This is a genomic window from Rhizobium sp. TRM95796, assembly GCF_025779995.1.
GTDB lineage: Bacteria > Pseudomonadota > Alphaproteobacteria > Rhizobiales > Rhizobiaceae > Rhizobium_E.
On record NZ_JAOXHE010000011.1, the window covers coordinates 1 to 22,424 of the forward strand.

General features: G+C 55.4%; 24 protein-coding genes. 19 read left to right on the plus strand and 5 right to left on the minus strand.

What is annotated here, in order from left to right:
• Both OCK01_RS20910 and OCK01_RS20915 read right to left on the minus strand, forming a co-directional pair.
• Nucleotides 1-700, minus strand: a 700-nt coding sequence (locus tag OCK01_RS20910) for a maleylpyruvate isomerase family mycothiol-dependent enzyme (RefSeq protein WP_263825635.1), incomplete at its 3' end; no start/stop codon positions are given.
• The gene (locus OCK01_RS20915) at nucleotides 666-1,760 is read right to left on the minus strand and encodes a cupin domain-containing protein (protein ID WP_263825636.1); all 1,095 of its coding nucleotides are present in this window, start codon (nucleotides 1,758-1,760) and stop codon (nucleotides 666-668) included. The genes OCK01_RS20910 and OCK01_RS20915, both read right to left, overlap by 35 nt.
• A 139-nt stretch (nucleotides 1,761-1,899) precedes the next feature.
• On the opposite strand from OCK01_RS20915, the gene OCK01_RS20920 reads away from it, so the two are divergent.
• The 15 genes from OCK01_RS20920 (at nucleotide 1,900) to OCK01_RS20990 (ending at nucleotide 14,005) form a co-directional block, all read left to right on the plus strand.
• Nucleotides 1,900-2,697 carry an SDR family NAD(P)-dependent oxidoreductase gene (locus OCK01_RS20920; protein ID WP_263825637.1) on the plus strand — a complete coding sequence of 266 codons (798 nt, stop codon included), beginning with the start codon at nucleotides 1,900-1,902 and terminating at the stop codon, nucleotides 2,695-2,697.
• A gap of 9 nt (nucleotides 2,698-2,706) precedes the next feature.
• Nucleotides 2,707-2,952: a tautomerase family protein gene (locus OCK01_RS20925; protein ID WP_263825638.1), complete on the plus strand. Its 246-nt coding sequence runs from the start codon at nucleotides 2,707-2,709 to the stop codon at nucleotides 2,950-2,952.
• Entirely contained in the window at nucleotides 2,949-3,707 is a 759-nt protein-coding gene (locus OCK01_RS20930; RefSeq protein ID WP_263825639.1) for an SDR family NAD(P)-dependent oxidoreductase, read from the plus strand. The genes OCK01_RS20925 and OCK01_RS20930 overlap by 4 nt, the downstream gene beginning before the upstream one ends.
• 84 nt (nucleotides 3,708-3,791) lie before the next feature.
• Nucleotides 3,792-4,274 carry an SRPBCC family protein gene (locus tag OCK01_RS20935; protein ID WP_263825640.1) on the plus strand — a complete coding sequence of 161 codons (483 nt, stop codon included), beginning with the start codon at nucleotides 3,792-3,794 and terminating at the stop codon, nucleotides 4,272-4,274.
• 2 nt (nucleotides 4,275-4,276) lie between these two features.
• On the plus strand, nucleotides 4,277-5,224 hold the full coding sequence (locus OCK01_RS20940) for a fumarylacetoacetate hydrolase family protein (RefSeq protein ID WP_263825641.1): 948 nt from the start codon (nucleotides 4,277-4,279) through the stop codon (nucleotides 5,222-5,224).
• A 25-nt stretch (nucleotides 5,225-5,249) separates the two neighbouring features.
• On the plus strand, nucleotides 5,250-6,269 hold the full coding sequence (locus OCK01_RS20945; protein ID WP_263825642.1) for a quinone oxidoreductase family protein: 1,020 nt from the start codon (nucleotides 5,250-5,252) through the stop codon (nucleotides 6,267-6,269).
• A 43-nt stretch (nucleotides 6,270-6,312) separates the two neighbouring features.
• Nucleotides 6,313-7,032, plus strand: coding sequence for a GntR family transcriptional regulator (locus tag OCK01_RS20950; protein WP_210190063.1), 720 nt, complete (start codon nucleotides 6,313-6,315; stop codon nucleotides 7,030-7,032).
• Between the two features lie 58 nt (nucleotides 7,033-7,090).
• Nucleotides 7,091-7,780 (plus strand): DUF1330 domain-containing protein, encoded by a 690-nt coding sequence (locus tag OCK01_RS20955; protein ID WP_263825643.1) that lies wholly within the window; start codon nucleotides 7,091-7,093, stop codon nucleotides 7,778-7,780.
• A gap of 105 nt (nucleotides 7,781-7,885) precedes the next feature.
• Nucleotides 7,886-9,034 (plus strand): ABC transporter substrate-binding protein, encoded by a 1,149-nt coding sequence (locus OCK01_RS20960; protein ID WP_263825644.1) that lies wholly within the window; start codon nucleotides 7,886-7,888, stop codon nucleotides 9,032-9,034.
• 48 nt (nucleotides 9,035-9,082) lie between these two features.
• Complete coding sequence (locus OCK01_RS20965) at nucleotides 9,083-9,961, plus strand: branched-chain amino acid ABC transporter permease (protein WP_263825645.1); 879 nt, start codon at nucleotides 9,083-9,085, stop codon at nucleotides 9,959-9,961.
• Nucleotides 9,958-10,980, plus strand: coding sequence for a branched-chain amino acid ABC transporter permease (locus tag OCK01_RS20970; RefSeq protein WP_263825646.1), 1,023 nt, complete (start codon nucleotides 9,958-9,960; stop codon nucleotides 10,978-10,980). The genes OCK01_RS20965 and OCK01_RS20970 overlap by 4 nt, the downstream gene beginning before the upstream one ends.
• Nucleotides 10,977-11,756: an ABC transporter ATP-binding protein gene (locus OCK01_RS20975; RefSeq protein ID WP_263825647.1), complete on the plus strand. Its 780-nt coding sequence runs from the start codon at nucleotides 10,977-10,979 to the stop codon at nucleotides 11,754-11,756. The genes OCK01_RS20970 and OCK01_RS20975 overlap by 4 nt, the downstream gene beginning before the upstream one ends.
• On the plus strand, nucleotides 11,749-12,447 hold the full coding sequence (locus OCK01_RS20980) for an ABC transporter ATP-binding protein (protein ID WP_263825648.1): 699 nt from the start codon (nucleotides 11,749-11,751) through the stop codon (nucleotides 12,445-12,447). Before OCK01_RS20975 ends, OCK01_RS20980 begins: the two co-directional genes overlap by 8 nt.
• Nucleotides 12,448-12,522: 75 nt before the next feature.
• Nucleotides 12,523-13,407 carry a VOC family protein gene (locus tag OCK01_RS20985; RefSeq protein WP_263825649.1) on the plus strand — a complete coding sequence of 295 codons (885 nt, stop codon included), beginning with the start codon at nucleotides 12,523-12,525 and terminating at the stop codon, nucleotides 13,405-13,407.
• 157 nt (nucleotides 13,408-13,564) lie between these two features.
• Nucleotides 13,565-14,005: a hypothetical protein gene (locus OCK01_RS20990; RefSeq protein WP_263825650.1), complete on the plus strand. Its 441-nt coding sequence runs from the start codon at nucleotides 13,565-13,567 to the stop codon at nucleotides 14,003-14,005.
• Here the strand turns inward: OCK01_RS20990 and OCK01_RS20995 are convergent.
• Nucleotides 13,996-14,694 (minus strand): glutathione S-transferase family protein, encoded by a 699-nt coding sequence (locus OCK01_RS20995; protein ID WP_263825817.1) that lies wholly within the window; start codon nucleotides 14,692-14,694, stop codon nucleotides 13,996-13,998. The two genes, OCK01_RS20990 and OCK01_RS20995, sit on opposite strands and share 10 nt — an antisense overlap.
• A gap of 41 nt (nucleotides 14,695-14,735) precedes the next feature.
• Between OCK01_RS20995 and OCK01_RS21000 the strand changes: the two genes are divergently transcribed.
• Nucleotides 14,736-15,941, plus strand: coding sequence for an IS256 family transposase (locus OCK01_RS21000; RefSeq protein WP_263825651.1), 1,206 nt, complete (start codon nucleotides 14,736-14,738; stop codon nucleotides 15,939-15,941).
• Between the two features lie 400 nt (nucleotides 15,942-16,341).
• Here the strand turns inward: OCK01_RS21000 and OCK01_RS21005 are convergent, their stop codons facing one another.
• Together OCK01_RS21005 and OCK01_RS21010 are read right to left on the minus strand one after the other, a co-directional pair.
• The gene (locus OCK01_RS21005; protein ID WP_263825652.1) at nucleotides 16,342-17,553 is read right to left on the minus strand and encodes an FAD-dependent monooxygenase; all 1,212 of its coding nucleotides are present in this window, start codon (nucleotides 17,551-17,553) and stop codon (nucleotides 16,342-16,344) included.
• 28 nt (nucleotides 17,554-17,581) lie between these two features.
• Nucleotides 17,582-18,373: an SDR family NAD(P)-dependent oxidoreductase gene (locus OCK01_RS21010; protein ID WP_263825653.1), complete on the minus strand. Its 792-nt coding sequence runs from the start codon at nucleotides 18,371-18,373 to the stop codon at nucleotides 17,582-17,584.
• A 471-nt stretch (nucleotides 18,374-18,844) separates the two neighbouring features.
• Here OCK01_RS21010 and OCK01_RS21015 point away from each other — a divergent pair, with 471 nt between their 5' ends.
• The 3 genes from OCK01_RS21015 (at nucleotide 18,845) to OCK01_RS21025 (ending at nucleotide 22,424) form a co-directional block, all read left to right on the plus strand.
• A complete protein-coding gene (locus OCK01_RS21015; RefSeq protein ID WP_263825654.1) occupies nucleotides 18,845-19,456 on the plus strand; it encodes a glutathione S-transferase family protein in 612 nt (203 codons plus the stop codon).
• A gap of 20 nt (nucleotides 19,457-19,476) precedes the next feature.
• Nucleotides 19,477-21,558: a pyridoxamine 5'-phosphate oxidase family protein gene (locus OCK01_RS21020; RefSeq protein ID WP_263825655.1), complete on the plus strand. Its 2,082-nt coding sequence runs from the start codon at nucleotides 19,477-19,479 to the stop codon at nucleotides 21,556-21,558.
• Between the two features lie 92 nt (nucleotides 21,559-21,650).
• Complete coding sequence (locus OCK01_RS21025) at nucleotides 21,651-22,424, plus strand: alpha/beta fold hydrolase (RefSeq protein WP_263825656.1); 774 nt, start codon at nucleotides 21,651-21,653, stop codon at nucleotides 22,422-22,424.

The following is a 22,424-nucleotide window of genomic DNA, read 5'->3' on the forward strand; positions in this document are numbered from 1 at the left end:
CCAAACGTATGATCCAGCAGTCGTTGCTTTTCCGCTCAAGAGAGTACTTCGAAAGAGCGGCTGTCTTACCGACCTCCTTCAGTAGCATGTCGAGCAGCACAGGCGGGAAATCGATAAATGTGCCTTGGCTCGCAAGATCAACGGCGTGGATCCAGACGGCGCAGGCACGTATCCAGGGAGTTTGCCTAATCTCGATCTCTGTACCATCCAGTGCGATCGCCGCAGCCCAGTTGTCTGCCGACAGGTCGCGCCAGACAACGTTCAAATGAACCTCAGCATGATGAAAGAGGTTGCGAAGCGCACGCGCAGGAAGCGTAGCGCCGTCTTCTACGAGCCTGCCCATCATTCGACTATCGATTACAGGAACAGGGGAACCGTCATAAACCGCCTCGATCATGAGCGCTAACTGGCGGGCCTGATAAGCGATGTAGGCTATTACATGTCGCCGGGTCCAATGTGGAATGAGCGATGCTGCGTCGAGGTCTTCGTCTTCGATCCCGTTAAGGAGCCTGGCGAAATAGGCACTGCCACGACGGGCAAGCATCAGTTCCTGTGCAGGGGCGGCAGGTGAATCATATCGCGCGCCCTTCCCCTGCCTCTCCCGCAATGCGGTCTGCTCTTCGGTGTGCTCGTTTTGCGTCACAAGACAGCTCCCCTGAAAAGTTTCAACGATCGCCACCGTCAATGTGGGTGCGCGCAAAACCAAGGCGCTCCATAATCGGGGCGTCCGAGAAGCGAAATAGATCGAATTGTGTTTCCGCTTGCAGCGACCATGATATCCATGACGGAACGACGAACAGGTCGCCCACATCAAGTTTTTGTTGCTTGCCGTCTAGTATGACAGAGCCCGAGCCCTCAAAAACCTGGAAGACACTTGAACCAACTTCTCGGCGGGCAGGCGTGGTGGCGCCGGCGCGCAAGCGATGGAACTCTGCTCTGATGGTCGGCATCACATCGCCACCACTCGTCGGATTGACATAACGGATTGCCGCGTGCCCCTGCTCAACAGTCGCTGGTTGCCCCTCATCCTCAAGCAGGAGTTGCTCTGTGAGAGCCCGATCCGTGTGTTCCCACCGGTACGCGCCGATTGGCGAGCTTACGGTTTCATGCAGTCCCGACAAGGGACGGAGACCAGGATGTGCCCACAGACGCTCGGATCTGGAAAACCTCGGGGTTGCGTAGTCCGTGACCCGTTCAGAACCAAATTCAAAAAAGCCGACATCATTTTGCTGAGAAAACGGAATGTCCAGCCCATCTATCCATGCCATGGGCTTGTCAGTCTCATTGTGGTGTCCATGAAAATTCCAACCCGGCGTCAGCAAAAGGTCGCCACGGCTCATGCGGACCGGGTCACCGTTGACGACGGTCCAAACACCTTCTCCTTCGACAACGAAGCGAAACGCATTTTGTGAATGCCGATGTTCTGGGGCCGTTTCCTTTGGACCCAGGTACTGGATAGCGGCCCACAGTGTTGGGCTGATATACGGCCGTCCGCCGAGGCCCGGGTTTGCAAGCCCAATGGCGCGTCGCTCTCCGCCACGGCCAACTGGAACCAGATCACCCGAGCGCTTTGCCAAGGGATAAAGCTTCGCCCACTTCCAGACATGGGCGATGGCTTTCGGTGACGGATATCTCGGCATCAGATCGTCAAGCTGCGTCCACAGCGGCATAAGGTGTTCGTCTCCGAAGTCCGCGTAAAGTTGCTCAAGAGCTTCCTCTTCTTGAGGTGTGATGGGCTTCATGTTTGCAGGGGCGTCCATTCGAAAACTCCGTTTGCCTGGCAACGATCAGCCACTCGGCCGTTCGCATTCTTGGCAGCGACTATGCCAGCAAGCGAAAGATTGCACAATATGTTTTTTTATGCATAAAGTGGTGCGCGACCAGGAGGAGGAGTGTTGCATGGATATGAAGTTGAATGAGAAGGTCGTGATGATCTCTGGGACTGGGGGAGGGCAGGGTAGAGCGGCGGCTCTTGCCTTTGCGAGAGAGGGTGCATGGGTCGTCGGATGCGATGTCAACGTCGAAGCCGCGAGCGAGACTGTCGAGTTAGTCAACGCTGCAGGTGGGCGCATGATTTCTCTCCAGCCGCTTGATCTAGCTGATCCGGACGATGCGGAACGGTGGATGCGGGCCGCCATAGAAGAATTCGGAGGCATCGACATTCTCTACAACAACGCAGGCGCTTTGCATGCCCGTGGTCCCTTTGCTGACTCTACGCTTGATGAGTGGCACAGAACAATTCGGGATGAGCTTACGATCGTTTATGTCGCGTGCCGTACCGTTTGGCAGCACCTTGTTTCACGTGGTGGTGGCGTGATCATCAATACAGCATCCGTTTCCGGCCATATCGAGTTCCTGCCGATGCGAAGCGCCGCCCATGGAGCGGCCAAAGCCGGTGTATTGGGTTTGACACGCATGTTGGCGGCAGAGGGCGCAGTCCACGGCATACGAGCGGTAAGCTTAAGTCCGGGGGTAACAAGGACGCCAGCAACACAACGGTTTTGGAACGGGACTAACGAACAACGTGCAGTGGGTGCGAGCATGATTGCCAAGGTGCCGTGCGCCAGGCCTGCTGAGCCCGAGGATATCGCGGCTGCGGCCGTCTTCTTGGCCTCCAGTCATGCCAACTACATCAACGCCACGGACCTTCTTGTCGATGGCGGTGTTCACGGCGTCTCGTTCACAATCATTGAGTAGGAGGAAAGCATGCCGTTCATCAACATTCAACATCTTGCAGGGGCATTCACGAGCGAGCAGCAGAGAGCGCTGATCGCCGACATCACCGAAGCCTTTGTCCGCCAGGGAGGCGAAGGAATCCGACCCGCGGTCCATATGTCGATTACAGAAATACGAAGCGGTTTGTGGTCCTCTGGCGGACATCCGCTTACCATTGAGGAGGTTCAGGCACGGCGCGCAAAAAGGGCCGCCGAGGAAGCGGAGCGCGCGACGTGAAAGGTTTGGAAGGCAAGCTCGCAATAGTGACCGGGGCGGCCTCAGGCATTGGTCGTTCCACATCGTTGAGATTGGCGAGAGAGGGTGCCGCCGTGCTGGCAATCGATCGGGAGCCAATGAAGTTAGGAATGGTCGAAAAGCCAGTCGCGGAGAAAATAATTACCCTTGTTGCCGACATCGGTGATCCTGCTATTACCGAAGAAATAAATGAGGTTATCGGATCTAACGAGAGAATAGACGTCCTTATCAATTGTGCTGCGCGAGGAGGGGGCAAGCTCGCAGAGCACACCTCGGAAGAAGAGCTTTCGAATTTTCTAGACCTCAACGTCGTAGCGCAGTTCCGCCTTTGCCGGCATGCTATATCGCGCATGGCTAGCGGCGGCGTAATCGTCAACGTTGGCTCAATGTTTGGCGAAACCGGTGCGTCCGCCATGGCGGCTTATTCGATCTCGAAGGCTGCTGTCAGCGGTATGACGCGCCAATTGGCTACTGACTACGGCCCTAAAGGCGTCCGAGTTGTAGCGGTTGCACCTGGTCTGATCGAGACACCACGCACAACTGACCGAATGAAGGTCGACCCATGGTTGACTGCAAACCTAGTCGGCCGGTCGGCCCTGCGTCGAGCCGGTTCAGCTGAAGATGTCGCCAGCGCGATAGCATTTTTAGCCAGTGATGAGGCCGCCTACATCACCGGGGTGGTTCTACCGGTCGATGGGGGATGGTCGGTCGCGGGCCTGCCGCGTGAGAAAGATTGATCCGCCCAAACCCTCGCCTTGACAATCAAGCATTCGGCAATATTATGCACAAAATAGCTATTTGAGCACAAAGTGGAGGTGATTATGTTTGCGATCTCAGCGACGTTCGAAGTTAACCCGGCGGGTACGACTGTTGAAATTTCTCGAGAAGCTATGTGGCAGGGTCTCGTATCGAAGGCAGAATATGCGGTGCCATTTGTGCCGGCGATGGAAGACTGCCGGATTATCGAACGATTTGAAGATGGCTTCATCCGGGAGATCAAGCTCCGGGGTACCGTAATGCGCGAGCGTATTGTCTTCACGCCCGATGTCGAAGTGTACTTTGAGCGCATCGAACCTGCCGACGGAGGTTGGATCACAAACGTCATGAGTGAATCGAAATCCGGCCTGCTCCTGACATTCACGTTCGCACTGACCTTCCCGGGTGTGGCGGCGGGATCTCCAGAAGAGAAAGCACGTGGCGAAGAGGTCAAGCAGAGTTACGTTGTCGCTATTCAAGCAACGATCGACGAGACCCGTCGCAGGGTCGAGAAAGGCGAGATAATCACACGGAAAGGGGCAGCGTAATCATGGTTCAAATGGGGTCGGAAATTGCGGCTGATGCAAAGCCTGCAGGTGTTCGAATAGTGACGTATCAGGCAGGTGATCAGCAACGAGCAGGCTTACTGGTAGGCACGGAGGTATATGATGCGGAAGCGCTCACCGGTGACCAGCGTGACCTCTCGGTGATGTCAATACTGAATGACTGGGATGCTGCGATGGGGCGATTGGCCCAAGCCGTTAGGTCCAAGCCATCGAATTCTTCTAAGCCTGTGGCGCGTCCCCAGCTTCTTGCCCCTCTTCCCGCACCGGGTTCGATTTATTGCGCAGGGGCAAACTATGCCGATCACGCCGCAGAGATGGCCAAGGTGAACGGTTCCCAGGTTCGTCCGAAGTCAGACCGGTCATGGCATTTTCTGAAAAGCCCAAGAGCTATAGCTGGCCCGGACGCTTCCGTTGAACTGCCGCGCAATTCCTCCAAGGTTGATTGGGAAGTTGAGTTGGCGGCAATTATCGGCCGCAGATGCAAGGACACCGATCTTGATCACGCTTTAAGCTATGTCGCGGGGTATGTGATCGCGAACGACTTGTCTGCTCGCGATCTTAGCCGCAGACAGGACGTTGCAGATGGATCGCCTTTTAAAATGGACTGGATGTCACACAAGAATTTCGACGGTTCGTGTCCATTGGGACCATTCATCGTGCCGGCGAACGAAATCTCGGATCCCCAGGATCTTGCAATCGAGCTTTCAGTTAACGGCGAGACAAAGCAGAAATCAAAGACCAGCGAGATGATATTCTCACTCGCCGAACAGATCCGGGACTTATCGAGGCAGATAACGCTTTGGCCAGGCGACATCATTTTGACCGGGACACCTGCCGGTGTTGGCACGAGTCGGGGAGAGTTTCTGAAACCGGGCGACATTATTTGCGCGCGAATAGAACGGCTCGGTGAGTTGCGAACGATCATGATTTAACTCCATTATGATAAGGGGAGATGTAATGCGCGCGATCGTAATTCGTGGCTTCGGTGGTCCGGAGGTGCTGCAAGTCGAAACTGTTCCGGAGCCCGACCCGATCCCCGGTTGGGTAACGATCGCCGTCCATGCTGTATCAGTTAACCGAACGCTTGACCTTGCAGTCAGAGCTGGCCGTTACGCCAGACCTGTAAAGTTGCCGCACGTGTTGGGCGCGGACCCATCGGGCGTCATTGTGGCGGTCGGCGACGGCGTGTCCTCACGACAGGTGGGGGACAGGGTCGTAACCTCCCCATTCTTGCGTCCACCGACTGGCGCGCAGCCATCACAGTTACTTGGCGTGCACGCTTGGGGCGGATATGCGGAGTTTGTTACGGTTCCGGCGGACGCAACATTCATCATCCCCTCGGGCCTCGATTATCCTCAAGCCACAGTCATTTCCCGCCACGCGCCGATGGCATTCCATCTGCTCGATGACAAGGCTCGGCTTTCGTCCGACCAAACAGTGCTGATAATGGGTGCGTCGGGAGGCCTCGGAAGCATAGGTGTCCAGGTCGCCAAGACCCTGGGTGCGACCGTCATTGCAGGTGCTGGGAGCGACGATCGGGTAGCTCGCGCCCTGTCTATGGGAGCTGACTTTGGCGTCAACTACCGACGGGACGATCTTGAGGCAGAGGTTATGCGCTTGACTGATGGCAAGGGGGTTGACGTTGTTTATGAAAACATTTCAGACCCTTCGTTGTTCCCGAAGGCCTTGGCGTCACTTACTCGCGGCGGGCGATTGGTGACGGCCGGGTCGCACGGCGGGGGTATCGTGCCATTGGATGTCAGCCGCCTGTATATGAAGCAACTGACAGTCATGGGATCAACGGGACAAAAGCCTGTTGACACGGAGCGCAGTTTGGCAGCTGCCGCTGCAGGACGCATCATAGCAGATATCCACACTTGCATGCCGCTTGAGGAAAGCGCAGACGCCCACAGGCTGCTGGAAGCCGGCGAGGTACAAGGAAAGATAGTGTTGACCGTAACACATCCTGACAGGTAATACCGATAGCTCAATTTGTGCACAAAAACACCGGGTGGGCATTGTGGATAAGAAAAACCTTAAAGTCGCAGTATCGGATATCGAGACAGCGGATCGGGCTGTTCCACTTTCAGAAATTGCCTTCAGAACCCTCCGACACAAGATCTTGAGAGGGGAAATCGCACCTGGTGAGAAGCTGCGTATCGAGGTCTTACAGCGAGAGCACTCTCTCTCCAGCAGTCCTCTACGTGAAGCCTTAAATCGGCTTGTAGCGGAAGGGCTGGTAACATCGGACGATCACCGCGGGTTTCGTGCTGCGCCGATGTCGGTTGCGGATCTCAATGATATCACGAACTATCGGCTTGTGATTGAGCCAGCGGCTCTTGCCCAGTCCGTGACCCATGGCAGCGACGAGTGGGAAGGAAATGTCGTGGCAGCGTTCCACCGTCTGGAGCGGGTCGATGCCAAGGTCGCGCAGAATCAGAATGAGATGAATGACGAATGGACCCAGCGCCACAAGGATTTTCATATGGCCTTGGTCGCGGCAGCCTCGTCTGCGCGCATCGTAGCAGCCTGCTCAAGCCTATTCGATCAGGCGGAGCGATATCGTCGGTTTTCGCTGATGAACAGAACCAAACCACGGAACACTGCAGCTGAGCACAAGCGCCTGATGGAGGCCGCGATCGGGCGGCAATCCGAGTTAGCAGCGGCTTTGCTCAAGGAGCACATTCAGCTTACGGCGCAGAATGTCATGGAGATCAAGTTGCCAACCGCAAAACGGTAACCGGGGAATTCGCTCCGGCCGATGCGCGAAGGGAAGACTTGGTGAGGAGGGAAAGCGCATGAAGGCCTGGGTTATTTTCGAGAGGATCGAAGAACGTAATCTCGATTTCGTCGAGAAGTACAGAATAGCAGCGGCATCAAGCGTCGCTGAACATAGCGGTAAATATATAACTGTAAGCTTCGAAAATCCGGTGGTTGAAGGGCCGGGTCCGATAGCGGCGCCGAAAATGATTGCCATCAAGGAGTTCGCTTCGCGGCAGGCTGCGGAGGTGTGGTTTGATTCTCCTGAATACAAGGCAGCGCGCAAAATGCGAGAAGGCGGCGTTACGAACCGCACCATGATAATCGACGTTACCCCACCTTCTTATGCATTGCACCAGCAGTCAGGAACGATGGCTGCCATTGGTGAACCGTCAGTCCCTGCGTGGGTAATCTTCGAGCGCTTGCAGGAGCGGAGCCTCGATTTTGTCCCCGAATATCGCAAAGTTGCGGCAGCTAGCGTCGCCAGATTTGGCGGGCGATATCAAACCGTAAGCTTTAAAAATCCGGTGATTGAGGGACCCGATATCGGGAAGGGCCCCAACATGATCAGCATCATCGGCTTCAGCTCGCGAACCTTGGCCTCTGCTTGGTTCAATTCTCCGGAATATGCCGAGGCAATGGAGATACGCCGGACCGGTGTCACCAACCGGGCGATAATTATTGATGTCATTCCGCCAGAATACGCACTGGAAAGTTCAGGCAAATAAACTTTTTATTTGCACGAAAGGCAGTTTTGTGCATAAATTGCCTTAACGACAGAGGAGCGTTTTTCACGGGAGGAAGGACGAATGCAAATGTTTAGGCGCGCCGCGATGGCCATGGCGCTTACTTTAAGCGCAAACTACGCCACTGCTGATGAGGTCAAGGTTGGCGTCATCGGCCAGTTCTCAGGCCCCTACGCGCTCGCTGGCAAGCAATTGCGGGAATCGATCGACGTTTACGTCGCCCAGCACGGGACTAAAGCCGGAGAGCATGATATCAAATTCATCTACAAAGACATTGGCGGTTCAAATCCCGCACTCGCGAAAAGTCTTGCTGAACAGCTGATTGTAAAAGACAAGGTCTCTATTCTCACCGGTTTCTTTCTCTCCCCAGAAGCGGCGGCTGTTGCGCCGGTAATCAGCGAGACGAAAACGCCATCGGTGCTCAGTGTCTCGTCGGCGCCGCAGCTTCTTCGCATGTCTGATTACTTTGTCCGCGCCGGCCAGAACATCTGGCAGCCTGCCTATGCGCAAGCTGACTTTGCGATCGATAGCGGGAAAAAGCGAGCATATATCGCTGTCGCTGATTATGCGCCTGGACATGAGGTCGAGGAGGCTTTCACTCGCCGGTTTAAGGAGCGAGGTGGGGAGATAGTCGGGCACGATCGGATGCCATTAAGCACGGTTGATTTTGCAGCCTTTGCGGAACGCATTGCTGGTTCTAGCCCGGACGCAGTAATTACATTTCTGCCAAATGGAGCGCCATCCGTTGCGTTCTTCAATGCCCTGGCAGCGCGAGGTGTTAACAAAAATTCGATGGTGATCGGCATCGCCGAGACTGACGATCCTGATTTGCCGCTATTCGGTTCGAACATCGTTGGAGTGTATTCCGCGATTTTCTACACCGGCTCGCTGACGAACCCTGAAAACTTAGCGTTTAAGAAGATCATGAGTGAGAAGTTTGGGCCGCAGCATCGCGTAGGCGTGAACAACGCGTCACCGTATGACGCAGTCGAACTAATCTACAAGATGGTTGCAGCTCAAGGTGACAGCTTCGACCCTGACAAGGCTATGTCAGCCGTAAAGGGATATGAATGGAAAAGCCCAAGCGGCCCAAAGCGTATCGACCCCGAAACGCGCGAGATGAATCACAACATTTACATTCGCCAAGTCCAGGATGTGGACGGGCAACTCCAGAACGTACTCATCAAGACCTATGAGATGGTCGGCAATCCATGGGCAGAAGCTCATCCCAAGTGAAGAAGGTGCCAATGTTGCCCAGACGTTCACAACAAACGGGAGCCGGACATGGAATACGTCGCTAGATCCTTCACATTCATCGCAATCTACGGGATCTCCTACGGAATGGTGATTTTTCTGATCTCGATCGGGCTTGTCGTGACAATGGGCTTGATGAGAGTGGTCAATCTCGCACATGGCGCCTTCGCCGCGTTAGGTGGCTACCTCTGCACTTACCTCGTCACGTCACAGTCGATTCCATTTGGTGCTGCGGTCCTGGCCGCGACCATTGCGATTTCCATCCTTAGCTTTGGTTTGGAAAAGACCGTGTATGCGCGGATTTACAAGGCGAGCGAGCTTGATCAGGTTCTCTTGACGATAGGTTTGATGTTCGTAACTGTCGCAGGACTGAACTTCTTCTTCGGACCAAATGTGCAGCCTTCTCGACTGGCACCAGCTCTTGAAGAAAACATCGATCTTTTGGGGCGAAGCGTCCAGGTTTATAGACTTTTTGTTATTGCCGTCGGAGCAATTATCGTCGGTGGCCTTTGGTTTCTGTTTGAAAAAACCAGCTTCGGAGCGCGCTTGCGGGCGGCGGTCGACAATAGGGGTATGGCACAAGCGATTGGTATCGACGTTGCGAGCCTCTATTCGAAAGCATTCGTGCTGGGGAGTGGTCTTGCCGCTTTCGGTGGAGCCGTAGGCTACGGAATGCTGCCCATAGAGCCGCTCTATCCCTTCAAATATCTCACGATCATCATGATCGTCGTTGCGCTATCAGGCTTTGGTAACATGAAAAGTGCAGCTGTCGTGTCAATAGCCGTCGGAATTGCGGACACGGCTGGTCGGTACTTCTTTCCAAACTATGGTGCCTTCGTGATTTACGGGTTTCTCATTTCATATCTGCTTTTCCGTATGGAAGGTGGCTTCAGGGGTAAGAGCGCATGAGACGCGAAGCTTCATTTTACAATCCCGCCGCAACGGACGGTGTCGGTCTAATGGAAATCGTCTTTTGGACGATCCCACTTGCCGCCTTCTTCATCTTTCCAGATCACCTTTCTTTCGGTGCTCAGGTTCTCATAATGTGCTTATACGCAATGTCACTCGGCTTAATCCTTGGTTTCGCGGGGATCGTAACTCTCGGACATGCTGCCTTTTTTGGTATCGGAGCCTATAGCACTGGCCTCATCTCGTTAGCCGGGTGGCATGAACCCATCACAGCGACGCTGGGAGGCGCGATGGCGGCGGCTTTGCTTGCCGCAGTTGTTGGACCGGTCGTTTTGCGTCTTTCCGGCCTACCCCTTATGATGATGACGCTGGCGATCGGGGCAGTGCTATTCGAAGCGGCAAATAAGTTCAGCTGGCTTACCGGCGGAGAGAATGGCCTTAGCGGCATTGAGTTCGAACCCGTCCTTGGTCTCTTTCGCTGGTCGGTCTTCGGTCAAACAAGTTATCTTTACTGTCTGGCCTGGCTGTTCGTGATGTTTGTGATCTTCAGATCTCTTGTTGCGTCGCCTTTTGGTCTAGCATTACAGGGGATCAGAGAAAATGCGCTACGGATGCGGCTGGTCGGCGCGCCTGTGTCGCGCCACCTTATCAAGGTCTATGCTATTAGTGCTTTCATGGCAGGCGTTGCAGGAAGTCTTTCGGCGCAGGTTACCGGGTTCGTGGGGCTCGACGTCCTCGCAATCGAGCTTTCCATTAACGGTATCATCATGCTGGTTCTTGGAGGCGTCGCTAGCATATACGGCGGCCTTGTTGGCGCTGGCGTCTACATGGTGCTCAAGGATTTTGCAGCCAACTGGGATCCATATAACTGGATGGCTGTCATTGGGCTGTTCCTAATATTCGTTGTGCTCTTTGGCAAGAACGGCCTGATTGGGCTTGGTCAACGGACCCTTCCGCCTGCTGTGGTGCGCTCGCTTCTAAGACCGCGACAGATAGAAACAGGGAGGCAACCCAATTGATCAAGTTCGCACTAGAGGCAAAGGGCCTTTGCAAGAATTATGGGGGCCTACGGGTCACAAAGGATGTAACACTGTCCCTGCCTGTCGGAGCACGGCATGCACTGATTGGTCCGAACGGCGCGGGCAAGACAACACTCGTTGGCCTGCTGTCGGGTACCATCGCGCCAAGTTCGGGGACGATTATTCTTTGCGGTAAGGATGTCACAACCTTAGGCCCGGCCGCGAGAGTGAAGAGCGGCCTGGGACGAACGTTTCAGGTCAACTCCCTCTTTCGGGAACTGAGCGTCTTTCAAAACGTGTTTCTGGCAATCAGCGAGCACCGCGGTATCAGTCGACATCTCATGACGTCAATTGCGCGCCACACAGACGCAACCGAGGATGTATGGCGCGTGCTCGATATGCTCGGCCTGTCGCCGGATGCCTCCCGCCCTATCAACGAAATCGCCTACGGCCGCCAGCGTCTTGTGGAAATTGCAATCGCGTTGGTTCTCGAGCCAAGAGTACTGCTCCTGGACGAACCAGCCGCCGGCATTCCTGGCGCAGAGGTTCCGATCTTGCTAAATGCGATTGAGAAGCTCGACGAGAAGATCGCTGTGCTCATGATTGAACATGACATGCAGATCGTTAAACGCTTCGCACGCTCCGTTACGGTGCTCGCCGAAGGCGAGGTGATCGAGAACGGCTCACCCGAGGCGGTCATGGCTTCGGAGCGCGTCAGAACGGTCTACCTCGGTCGATCAGGCCAACAACGCTTTGGAGAACTTGCTCATGCTTGAGATCAGGAACCTAAAGGGTGGCTGGGACGAAACCACCGTCGTAGATGATCTTTCGATTTCGGTGCGGCCAAAAGAAACAATCGCCATATTGGGACGCAATGGCGTCGGTAAAACAACATTGCTTGAGCTCATCACCGGGCGTTGCCGGCGCCACGGCGGAGCGTTGATATTCGATGGTACAGACATATCCAACCTATCTACCCAGCGTCGGGCGCAGCTCGGGATCGGGTATGTTCCGCAGACCCGAGAAGTATTTCCCAGCCTCAGCGTTCGCGAAAACATCACAGTAGCCTGTCGACCGGGTTTCTGGGACGAAAAGCGACTAATGGAGCTTTTTCCGTCGCTTGCAAGGCGCTCAACGAATCTTGGTGGTCAACTTTCCGGAGGCGAGCAGCAAATGCTTGCGATCGCACGCGCTCTTGCGGGGAACCCCAAGCTTTTGTTGATGGATGAGCCGTCAGAGGGGCTGGCCCCGGTTGTAGTAGAACAGCTTGTTCTGGCCATGAAGGAACTGGCCACATCCTCGTCGCTAGCCATCGTGCTAGTCGAGCAGAGAGCAGACATTGGGCTTGAGCTTTGCGACCGCTACGTTGTCGTTGAACGTGGAAAAATAGTCAATCAGGGCGCCAGTCAGGCCCTTCTCGGAGATGACGCCAAGATTGGGCAACTCATCGGCCTGAGCGTCCACTGATCCAGCTACATGAATTTGCACAACCGCAGACGTCAGTGAGGGCACAACTCACTCTGGCGGTAGAAGGAGATTGATATGAAAGTAACAAGCATCGGGCACGTTGTTTTCGACACACCCGACATCAACCGTTCCGTTGAATATTACGAAAATGTCATGGGCATAAGAGTTGTAGATAAAGGCGACGGCGCTGTCTTCCTCGCTTGCCCGCAGGATCGCCATTCCGTCATTCTGCGTCAAGGTGAGGCGGCATGTCGTGCCGTCTGCCTAAATGTCTCACGGGAGACCGACCTAGGCGACGTACTCAAAGATCTAACCGAAAAAGGCTTGCGCGCCACACGCAAATCCTATTCGGCGCCTGGAACGGACGATTTGGTGCTGGTTGATGGCCCGGAGGAAATCCAGATCGAGATCGCGCATGCTGCCGAGCCGGGGAAGTTCGAAGCCCACGGTCAAAAGGGTGTGGTTCCAAATCGGCTGGGCCACATTGCCTTCAATGTTCTCGATCCTCAGCTCGCCACAAAGTTTTTCGTCGATGTCTTGGATTTCAAGGTGTCAGACTGGATGGGCGACTTTTTTGCGTTTCTCCGTTGCGGACCCGACCACCACACGATCAATCTCCTGCGAGGCGAGCGCCGGAAAATGCATCATGTCGCGTTCGAGACGCGCGGGTGGGATCACATCAAGGAATCGTGCGATATCTTGAGCGAACTCGGCTACCCATTGATTTGGGGACCGGGAAGACATGGTGTTGGCCACAACATATTCATCTATCATCTGACACCTGATGGGCAGATCATGGAGCTCTATGCGGAGCTCGACCAGATGGTCAGCGAGGAGCTTGGTTATTTCGACCCGCGGCCTTGGCACAAAGACAAGCCGCAGCGTCCCAAGAGATGGGAGCCTGGAATAGCGGCGTCAAACCAGTGGGGCATTCCGACGCCTGAGAGGTTCAGGGACTAATTATCAAAGCGCTCGGTCGAACAGGCCAAGAAAAGATATTATGGGGTCGCTGCAATCGACAGCGGCCTCCACTCATAGCGACAGCGGCCATTCGTTGCTTGAAAGGCGGTAAAATGCCACCCGGGCTTTGCGCCCCTCTCACACAGGATGAAATGAAGTGACGTCTAAGTTCGTCCAAGGGTGCTGCTGGATAACGGTTTCAGTGATCTTGGCCGGCTGCGCAGTGGCCACCGATGATGATGCCAAGATTACGAGTGCAGTGGTTTCCCTAAATGGGCAGTCGCGCGCGACGGCCGAAGCAGCTTTCGGTGCTCCGTACTACACCGTCATTTCAAAGGGCATGGCGACGTCCTACTGGTTAATGACCCAAACCGAGGAGTACCTTGGGGTCAGCAACAAACGGATCATCAGGCGAGTGGATGGGCGTCCCATTATACACGAGACCGAAGGCGTTTTGATGAAGCAGCACCGCCACAAATGTGTCGTAGAGATTAAATCGGACGCAACATCCACCATTATCGAGAGCAATATTCATGGCAGTGCGCGCGGCTGCAAGGACGCCATCGCAAAGTTGGCGAGGACTTCTAGTCAGTTGTGAACCACTTCGCCACGCCCGAAGAGATGGTCGAGCACAGCGCTTTGAGCATGTTCAGGTGTGGTCAATCTCTGACGAAGGACGTCCTGAGCTGCCAGGGCTCTTATGACAGATGGACGGCGTGAAAGCTCATTTCTCCACCGATTGATATTTGTCAGAGTGCTGGCGTAGTCTTCACCGAAGAGCGTGGAGAGGTTCCTACACCATGGAAAAAGAGCAATGTCGGCAATCGTTATGTCGTCACCAGCGAGATTGGCGCGCGCCTCTAGCCGATTATCCAGCACACCGAGGACCCGCTGCACCTGTGTGCGGTAACGATCGAGGGAATAGCTCGACGAGGCCTCGGGTGCATAACGGGAGAAGTGAACATACTGGCCCATCATAGGGCCAACAGTCGTAACCTGGACCGCAAGCCACTGAAGCGTTTCGTATCGCTCTTGCCCGGAGGTCGGCAAAAGCTTTCCGGCTTTCTCGGAGAGATAAATCAAAATGGCGGCGGATTCGAAGATAGTTCGCTCATCTGCCTGATCGCTGCGATCAACGATGACGGGAACTTTGCGATTGGGATTTAATTGCCCGAACCAATCTTCAAAGTGTTGTCCCGCAAAGATATCGATCCCGTGTGCGTGGTAGGGAAGACTGAGCTCTTCCAAAGCAATGAATATCCGCGTGACGTTGGGACTGTCAGGAATTTTGTGTCTGAGGCCATGATGATGGAAAGGAGAATCATCACATGGCCATTGAGAAGGAACTTTTGGATCAGCTTCTCGCGGGGCGTGATCCGAACGAGGTTTTCGCCAAGGACGGCCTCGTCGACGATCTGAAGAAGGCGCTTTCGGAGCGCATCTTGAACGCCGAGCTGGACGAGCATCTGGACGATGAGCGCGAGGCCGGCGGCCCTGCCAATCGGCGCAACGGGGTGTCGAAGAAGTCGGTCCTGACCGGCACGTCCAAGATGACGCTGTCGATCCCGCGCGACCGGGCCGGCACCTTCGATCCGAAGCTGGTCGCCAAATACCAGCGGCGCTTTCCCGATTTTGACGAGAAGATCATCTCCATGTATGCGCGCGGCATGACGGTGCGCGAGATCCGTGGCCATCTGGAGGAGCTCTACGGCATCGACGTGTCGCCGGACCTGATCTCGGCGGTGACCGATGCCGTGCTGGAGGAGGTCGGCGAATGGCAGAACAGGCCGCTCGACGCCGTCTATCCGCTCGTCTTCTTCGACGCCATCCGGGTCAAGATCAGGGACGAGGGCTTCGTCAGGAACAAGGCCGTCTACATCGCGCTCGGCATCCTGCCCGACGGCACCAAGGAGATACTCGGCATCTGGATCGAGCAGACCGAAGGGGCCAAGTTCTGGCTGCGCGTCATGAACGAGCTGAAGAACCGCGGCGTCGCCGACGTCCTGATCGCCGTCGTCGACGGCCTGAAGGGATTTCCCGAGGCGATCAACGCCGTCTTTCCGCAGGCGATCGTCCAAACCTGCATCGTTCACCTGATCCGCCATTCGCTCGAGTTCGTGTCCTGGAAGGACCGCAAGACCGTGATGCCGGCGCTGAAGGCCATCTACCGGGCCCAGGACGCAGAGGCAGGCATGAAGGCACTGGAGGCGTTCGAGGCCGGCTACTGGGGCCAGCGCTATCCGGCCATCGCCCTGAGCTGGCGGCGCAATTGGGAACATGTCGTGCCCTTCTTCGCCTTTCCCGAGAGCGTGCGCCGGATCATCTACACCACGAATGCGATTGAAGCGCTGAACTCCAAGCTGAGGCGGGCCGTACGCACCCGCGGACACTTCCCCAGTGACGAAGCGGCAATGAAGCTGCTATATCTGGTGCTCAATCACGCGGCCGAGCAATGGAAACGGCCGCCGCGAGAGTGGTTCGAGGCCAAGACGCAATTCGCCGTCGCATTCGGCGAAAGGTTCGTCAGCAACTGACGGAAACGGGCCTCAGGCACAAAAAATCCGACAGTCCCCGTGACGTTTGGGCTGCCTGATCCGTAAAGCTCAATCATTTTGGCTCCATGGTTTGGTGGGCTGTTCTTCGCTGTATAGTCGAATATCCAAAACCAATCTTCTTTTGATCGATACGCGATGCTCACTCTGCTATGCGGTAGAACGAAGTTCTAGCGGCGTGCTACTTGATGTCCCGTGGATCCACCGTTCGCAACGACTGGCTTTCTACTCGATGCGGATCAACTGCCAGTCCGGACGGCCGAGTCCCAAGCGCCGAGTTTGCTTTAATGAAACAACCATCGATCGGCTTGGGGACTGTACCACTCCCAAAATCAAAATATGTCTCGCGCCAGACGCGTTGCATCAAAGGTGACGTATTAGATCATTCCGCAAGCTGCGCAGTTGGAACGGTCCTTAGCGGTATCGTCGTCGCGTCGTAGGAATATAGCCACGAGTTCCTTTCTGCACCCACATTACGTGTGCGAAACCCCTCGCGAAGTTGGTCAGCAGTCGGCAGGTGGAAAAGAGTTCTATTCGCCGTCGATTCCAGAACAACCTTGGACGTCCTTTCGAAGCGCGCATCCTCGTAAACGTCAAACCTGTCTGAGATGGACCCGGGCATCTCCAGCGCTCTTGCGAGAATGATAGCGTCCTCCAGTGCCATGGCTGCTCCTTGCGCCATATAAGGCAGCGTCGCATGCGCTGAGTCTCCTAGCAGCACGGCGCGCCGTGTGCTCCAACCGCGCATCGGCTGGCGGATATTAAGAGCCCAGCGATAGCACTCGTCGCGATTAGCAACATCGAGGATTGCCTGAATTTCCGGACTCCAGCCGGAGAAATCAGCCTTAAGATCCGTCCATGGTCGTTTGGCCGCCCAGGATTCATCTTCCCAAGTCTCATCTTCCACCAGACCGACAAAATTGACGATTTCGCCGCCCCTTAACGGATAGACGACAGCATGACGACCAGGCCCGACCCAAATATCTACCGTTTTAGGTCGCAGTTCTTCCGGTAGTAGCTTTGCCTCGACCATGACACGCCAAGCCTGGTCGCCCGTGTACGTTGCCGATGTAGGGCCAAGTACCTGCTTGCGAACAATTGATTTGATGCCGTCAGCACCAACAATCAGGTCGCCCTTCGCTCTGTGCCCGCCGTCGAACTCTACGGTAACGCCGCCCTCAGTTTCGTCGATGCTGATTGCCTTGCAGTTGAGGTGCATTGCCTCAGGCGAAATCGCGCTCAATCTGTTGGTCAGCGCGCGATGCAAGTCTGCCCTGTGAATCGTTAGGTAAGGGAACCCATTGCGTTCTAAAAATGTATCGCCAAGCGGGATTGTCTGCAGGGTCTCGCCATTTTCGAACAGGCGGAAACGATACTCTGACGGACGTGCGGACAAGCTTTTCACTTCTTCGAGCGCGCCCAGTGAGGTCAAAACGCGGCACGCATTTGGGCTGACCTGGATGCCAGCGCCTATTTCTCCAAGCGCCGGCGCCTGTTCATAGACCTCAACCGCGAAGCCCTTCTGGATGAGTGCAATTGCCAATGCGACTCCACCAAGTCCTGCTCCGATGATGATGACTTTTTCTTTTTGCATAATGTTCTCCAGTCAATGTTGTCGCTGACTAAGGCAGATATCTTCCACCGTTCACATGCAGGGTTTGACCCGTCATAAAGCGAGACGCCGAACCGAGGAGGAAGAGGATGGGAGCTACGATGTCGTCGGGTACTGCAACCCGACCGAGAGGAATGGCTGCCCGCATCTCCTTTGCGCCGTCCTCACCAAACCATTGCTCCAGTGTTGCTGGTCCGGCGGCTCCCCGTCCGGTACCTCCAGCGAGGAACGCCGTTTGTACCAGTCCAGGTGCAACAACGTTGACCCGGAGGTTCGGGGCGACCTCCTTTGCCAGGACCTTCGCGTAAGCGATCAAGCCAGCCTTCGACGCGCTATATGCACCGAACCCGGCCTCGACGTTAATCGCCAAGCCGGACGATATAAAAACGATCGAACCGCTGTCCGGGGCCAGAAGAGGTAGAAATGCCTTTGACACCAGAAAAGCGCCTCGTAGGTTGATGTCCTGCGCCAAGTCCCATTGATCCAAACCAAATTTTGAAACAGGCGTCGGTCTTTCGCCGACGCCAGCTAAGTAGACGAGGCCGTCGATTTCATTCCATTGCTCAAGGACGGACGAAACCGCTTCTTCAATCTGAGTGGGCTCCAGAACATTCACAGGTATCGAGATAACGCCTTTCGGAAGTGGGTGCTCTTCAATGGCTGCCGGCGTATCAAGCGCAATGACTTTAGCTCCTGCCTCAAGACAACGCAGTGCAAGCACCTGCCCAATGCCGCCATGCCCCCCTACAATCACAAGCTTCGCTTCCGCAGGTGGCCCCAACCGCTTGAAATCTATTTCCATCGCTCCGCTCGCAGTCATTCATCTGCCTCCATCCTCGTTGACGAGAAGATACACACGAAGACATTTTATGCAAAGAAATATTTTTTATGCACAATATGAATCTGCGGTCGGTTGGAAATCGTTTGTTTTGTGGTGACCTATGCCGGGTTCAGCAACTGAGGGACGACCACGAACAGGCGACCTCAGGCGATGTGAGCGTGACCTGCCTTCGCAAATTTCCACTTGCCAGGTCCTTGCGCCGTCGGTTGCCCCACGCCGGTGGAACCAAAGCCACCGATGCGAAGGCTGCTCGTTCTGGATTTCCACTGCAAACTGATGTGCCGAGGTGCCGGACAGGCATAACCACGTCAATTGCTTGTCAAATGTGGAATACTGACTTCCGTGAAAACCGTCTTCATTGATCGGGCCGACCTGCGCAAATTGGAGCTCAGAAGTGGCTCATAAGGAGTTGCTCGAACTGGAGAAATCGTCATGAAGTTGTATTTTCATCCCTTGTCCGGCCATGCACATCGAGCTCGCCTCTTTCTTTCGCTTGTTGATCAGCCATTTGAGTTGATCGACGTCGATCTGGCGAAGGGAGAGCACAAAAGGCCAGAGTTCCTCAAAATGAACGCTTTCGGTCAGGTTCCAGTCCTTGTAGACGGCGAGACCGTAATTTCGGACTCTAACGCCATCCTCACTTACCTTGCAAAGAAACTTGGAAAGTCCGACTGGCTGCCTGAGGACCCGACCGGCGCTGCTCAGATCCAACGCTGGCTTTCCGTTGCCGCAGGACAGATTGCATTTGGTCCCGCCGCCGCCCGCTTGATTACCGTCTTCGGTGCGAAGTACAATGCAGACGAAGTCATTGCACGGGCTCACGCGCTCTACGCGGTCTTGGATCAGGAACTTGCTACCCGTCAGTGGCTTGTATCTGACCGTCCCACAATTGCTGATGTGGCGATCTATAGCTACACGGCACGTGCTCCTGAGGGCAACGTAGACCTTTCCGCTTATCCCAATGTTCGCGCCTGGCTCGAACGTGTCGAGTCTCTTCCGGGCTTCGTCGAATTCGGGAAGACGCCGGTTGGTCTGGCAGCGTAACGCACCCTTGGGAGACTGCCATGGCGGCTGATGCAAAGATTGTTTACGAACTGGCGGAAGCGCCATGGCACAAGGGCGAGATTGAAATCCAGTCGTCCGTCGGGGTCATGGAAAAGATGCACGACGTAGGGCGCCGCTTCATCAGAAGTCGTCTGATAGAACAGCATCAAAAGTTTTATCCTCAACTTCCCTTCCTGGTCGTTGGTGCCGTTGACCGTGACGGCCATCCGTGGGCAACGTTTTTGACCGGGCATCCAGGATTTCTCAGGGCGAGCGATGAGCACACGCTCAGCATTGGTACCCAATTTGATCAGTCCGATCCCGCATTTGGGGGTGCCTACGAAGGTGCGCCAATAGGCGTCCTTGGCATCGAGCTTCACACACGCAGGCGAAACCGGCTCAACGGAAATATCCGTCGGCACACCAAAGCCGGTTTTGATCTGCAAGTGATCCATAGCTACGGAAATTGCCCGAGGTATATCCAGTATCGTGACCATCACTTTGAGCGTGATCCGACGGCTGCTTTCGAACCGGTTGTGGAGGCTCTAGATGGTCTCGACGATGAGGCTCGAGCTCTAATAGGCCTGGCCGATACATTTTTCGTTGCCTCTTACGCGGACGTTGGCGGAGACCGCCAGGTCGACGTGTCTCATCGTGGAGGAAAGCCGGGTTTCGTCCGGATAGGTGCTGACGGGCTCTTCACGATCCCTGACTTCAACGGGAATTTTTTCTTCAACACTCTTGGAAATATTGCCCTGAATGGCCGCGCCGGCCTAACGTTTCTCGACGCTCATACAGGTGACGTCCTCCAGTTGAGCGGACGGGCGGAGGTTCTTCTGAACTCACCTGAAATCGCCGCATTTCAGGGCGCAGAGAGGCTTTGGACGTTTCGCCCAGAGCGTATCGTAAGACGCCGCGGAGCACTGCCGATCCGCTGGAGTACGAGAGATGGAGGCGAGAGCCCGTTCTCAACGATGACAGGTGACTGGAGCCAAGCGAGTGAACGATTGAAAGCCGCGGAACTCGCTAAGACATGGCGGCCGTTCAAAGTTGATCGGGTTGTCGATGAAAGTTCAGTCGTCAGGTCAATTTACCTCTCGGCAAGTGATGGAGCGGGACTGATCCCCCATAAGGCAGGACAACATCTTCCAATCCGTGTCCTACTTGAGGGTGATGAGGATCCCGTCATCAAAACCTACACGCTCTCGGCCGCGCCGTCAGACGCTGGCTACCGAATAAGCGTAAAAAGAGAGGGGCGGGTTTCCCAACATTTGCACGAATTGGATGTCGGTTCACTCATTGAGGTGCGCGCGCCTGCCGGCGGATTCACAATTGATCCCCTAGAAGAGCGTCCCGCCGTTCTATTGGCAGCCGGAGTGGGAATCACTCCCATGTTGGCGATGCTACGACACATCGTTTATGAAGGTCGGCGCAAACAGAAGATGCGCAAGACGTGGATGATCTACTCCGCGCGAAGCAAGGCGGAACAGGGCTTTTCAAATGAACTCGCCGATCTGGTCTCGCAGGGTGATGGCGCTGTTTCGTTGACGCGCGTGCTGTCCTCTCAAGAAGAAGCCATCAAAGACGTTGATTACGATGAAATCGGCCGCATAAACATCGCTCTTTTGAAAAAGGTCCTGCCATTCGGGGACTTCGACTTTTATCTTTGCGGTCCACCCGCTTTCATGCAAGACACTTACGACGGGCTGCGGTCCCTTAGCGTAGCAGACAAACGGATATTCGCCGAAAGCTTTGGCCCCGCTTCGGTCAAGCGTCGCCCAGATATCGGCTCAGTGACCGCTGTAGGCGCTCTTCCCTCGACAAATGACGTCCCCGTCGTCTTCACGGAATCTGGAAAGCAGGCACTGTGGCATCCCGGAAGTGGCACGTTGTTGGACCTTGCCGAGGCTGAAGGATTGTCCCCGGATTACAGCTGCCGAGGAGGAACCTGCGGGACCTGCGCTACCCGGATGGTGAAGGGAAAAGTGGCCTATAAAACGCCGCCTCAGGCTGCAGTGGGCGATGAGGAGGTCCTTATTTGCAGTGCATACCCCGCACAGACGGATCTTGGAGACGCCGGTGTGATGGAACTCGCACTCTGACCGCTGCCCACCCTGCACGTCGGCTTTCTCACGTGGCAACCGACTAGCGACCCAAATTGAAAAAATGCCAACTCTCTAAGAAGGAGATCGATATGCTGACAATCAAGAGGGTACTGTCCGCGGCACTTATCGCGGGCGTTGTTGCAGCGCCGGCCAGTGCACAATCGCCTAAGCCGACCGTCGTTCTAGTTCATGGAGCCTTCGCTGACGCTTCGAGCTGGAATGGGGTGATTTCGCGACTGCACGAGGACGGCTTCGAAGTAGTGGCCGTTGCAAATCCCCTTAGAGGCGTAAAAACCGATGGCGATTACGTCGCAAGGATCGTTTCAAGCATCAAGAAGCCAGTGGTTCTCGTGGGCCACTCCTATGGCGGATCTGTCATCAGTGCGTCCGCCGTAGGCATGAAGAACGTCAAATCGTTGGTGTTTGTTGGAGCCTTCGCACCCGATATCGGCGAGTCAGCTGCGGATCTGAGTGCCAAGTTTCCCGGTAGTACGCTGGAGCCGACACTCGACGAACCCGTCATCTTGGCTGACGGTGGCAAGGATATGTATATTGCTAAAGCAAAATTCCATGGCCAATTCGCCGCCGATGTGCCAGCCGCCGTCGCCGCTCTCATGGCCGATACACAGCGCCCTGTAACGCTGTCGGCCCTTACTGAGGCGGCGCCAGGTGCCGCATGGAAGGAGATTCCCTCCTACTTCATTTATGGTGAGAAGGATAAGAACATCCCAGCGAAAGCATTGGGATGGATGGCCGAGCGAGCATCCTCTAAAGAAACTGTTGTCGTGAGCGGGGCATCCCATGTCGTGATGGTTTCTCACCCGGCCGAAGTCGTGAAGGTCATCGAGGAAGCGGCCGAGTAG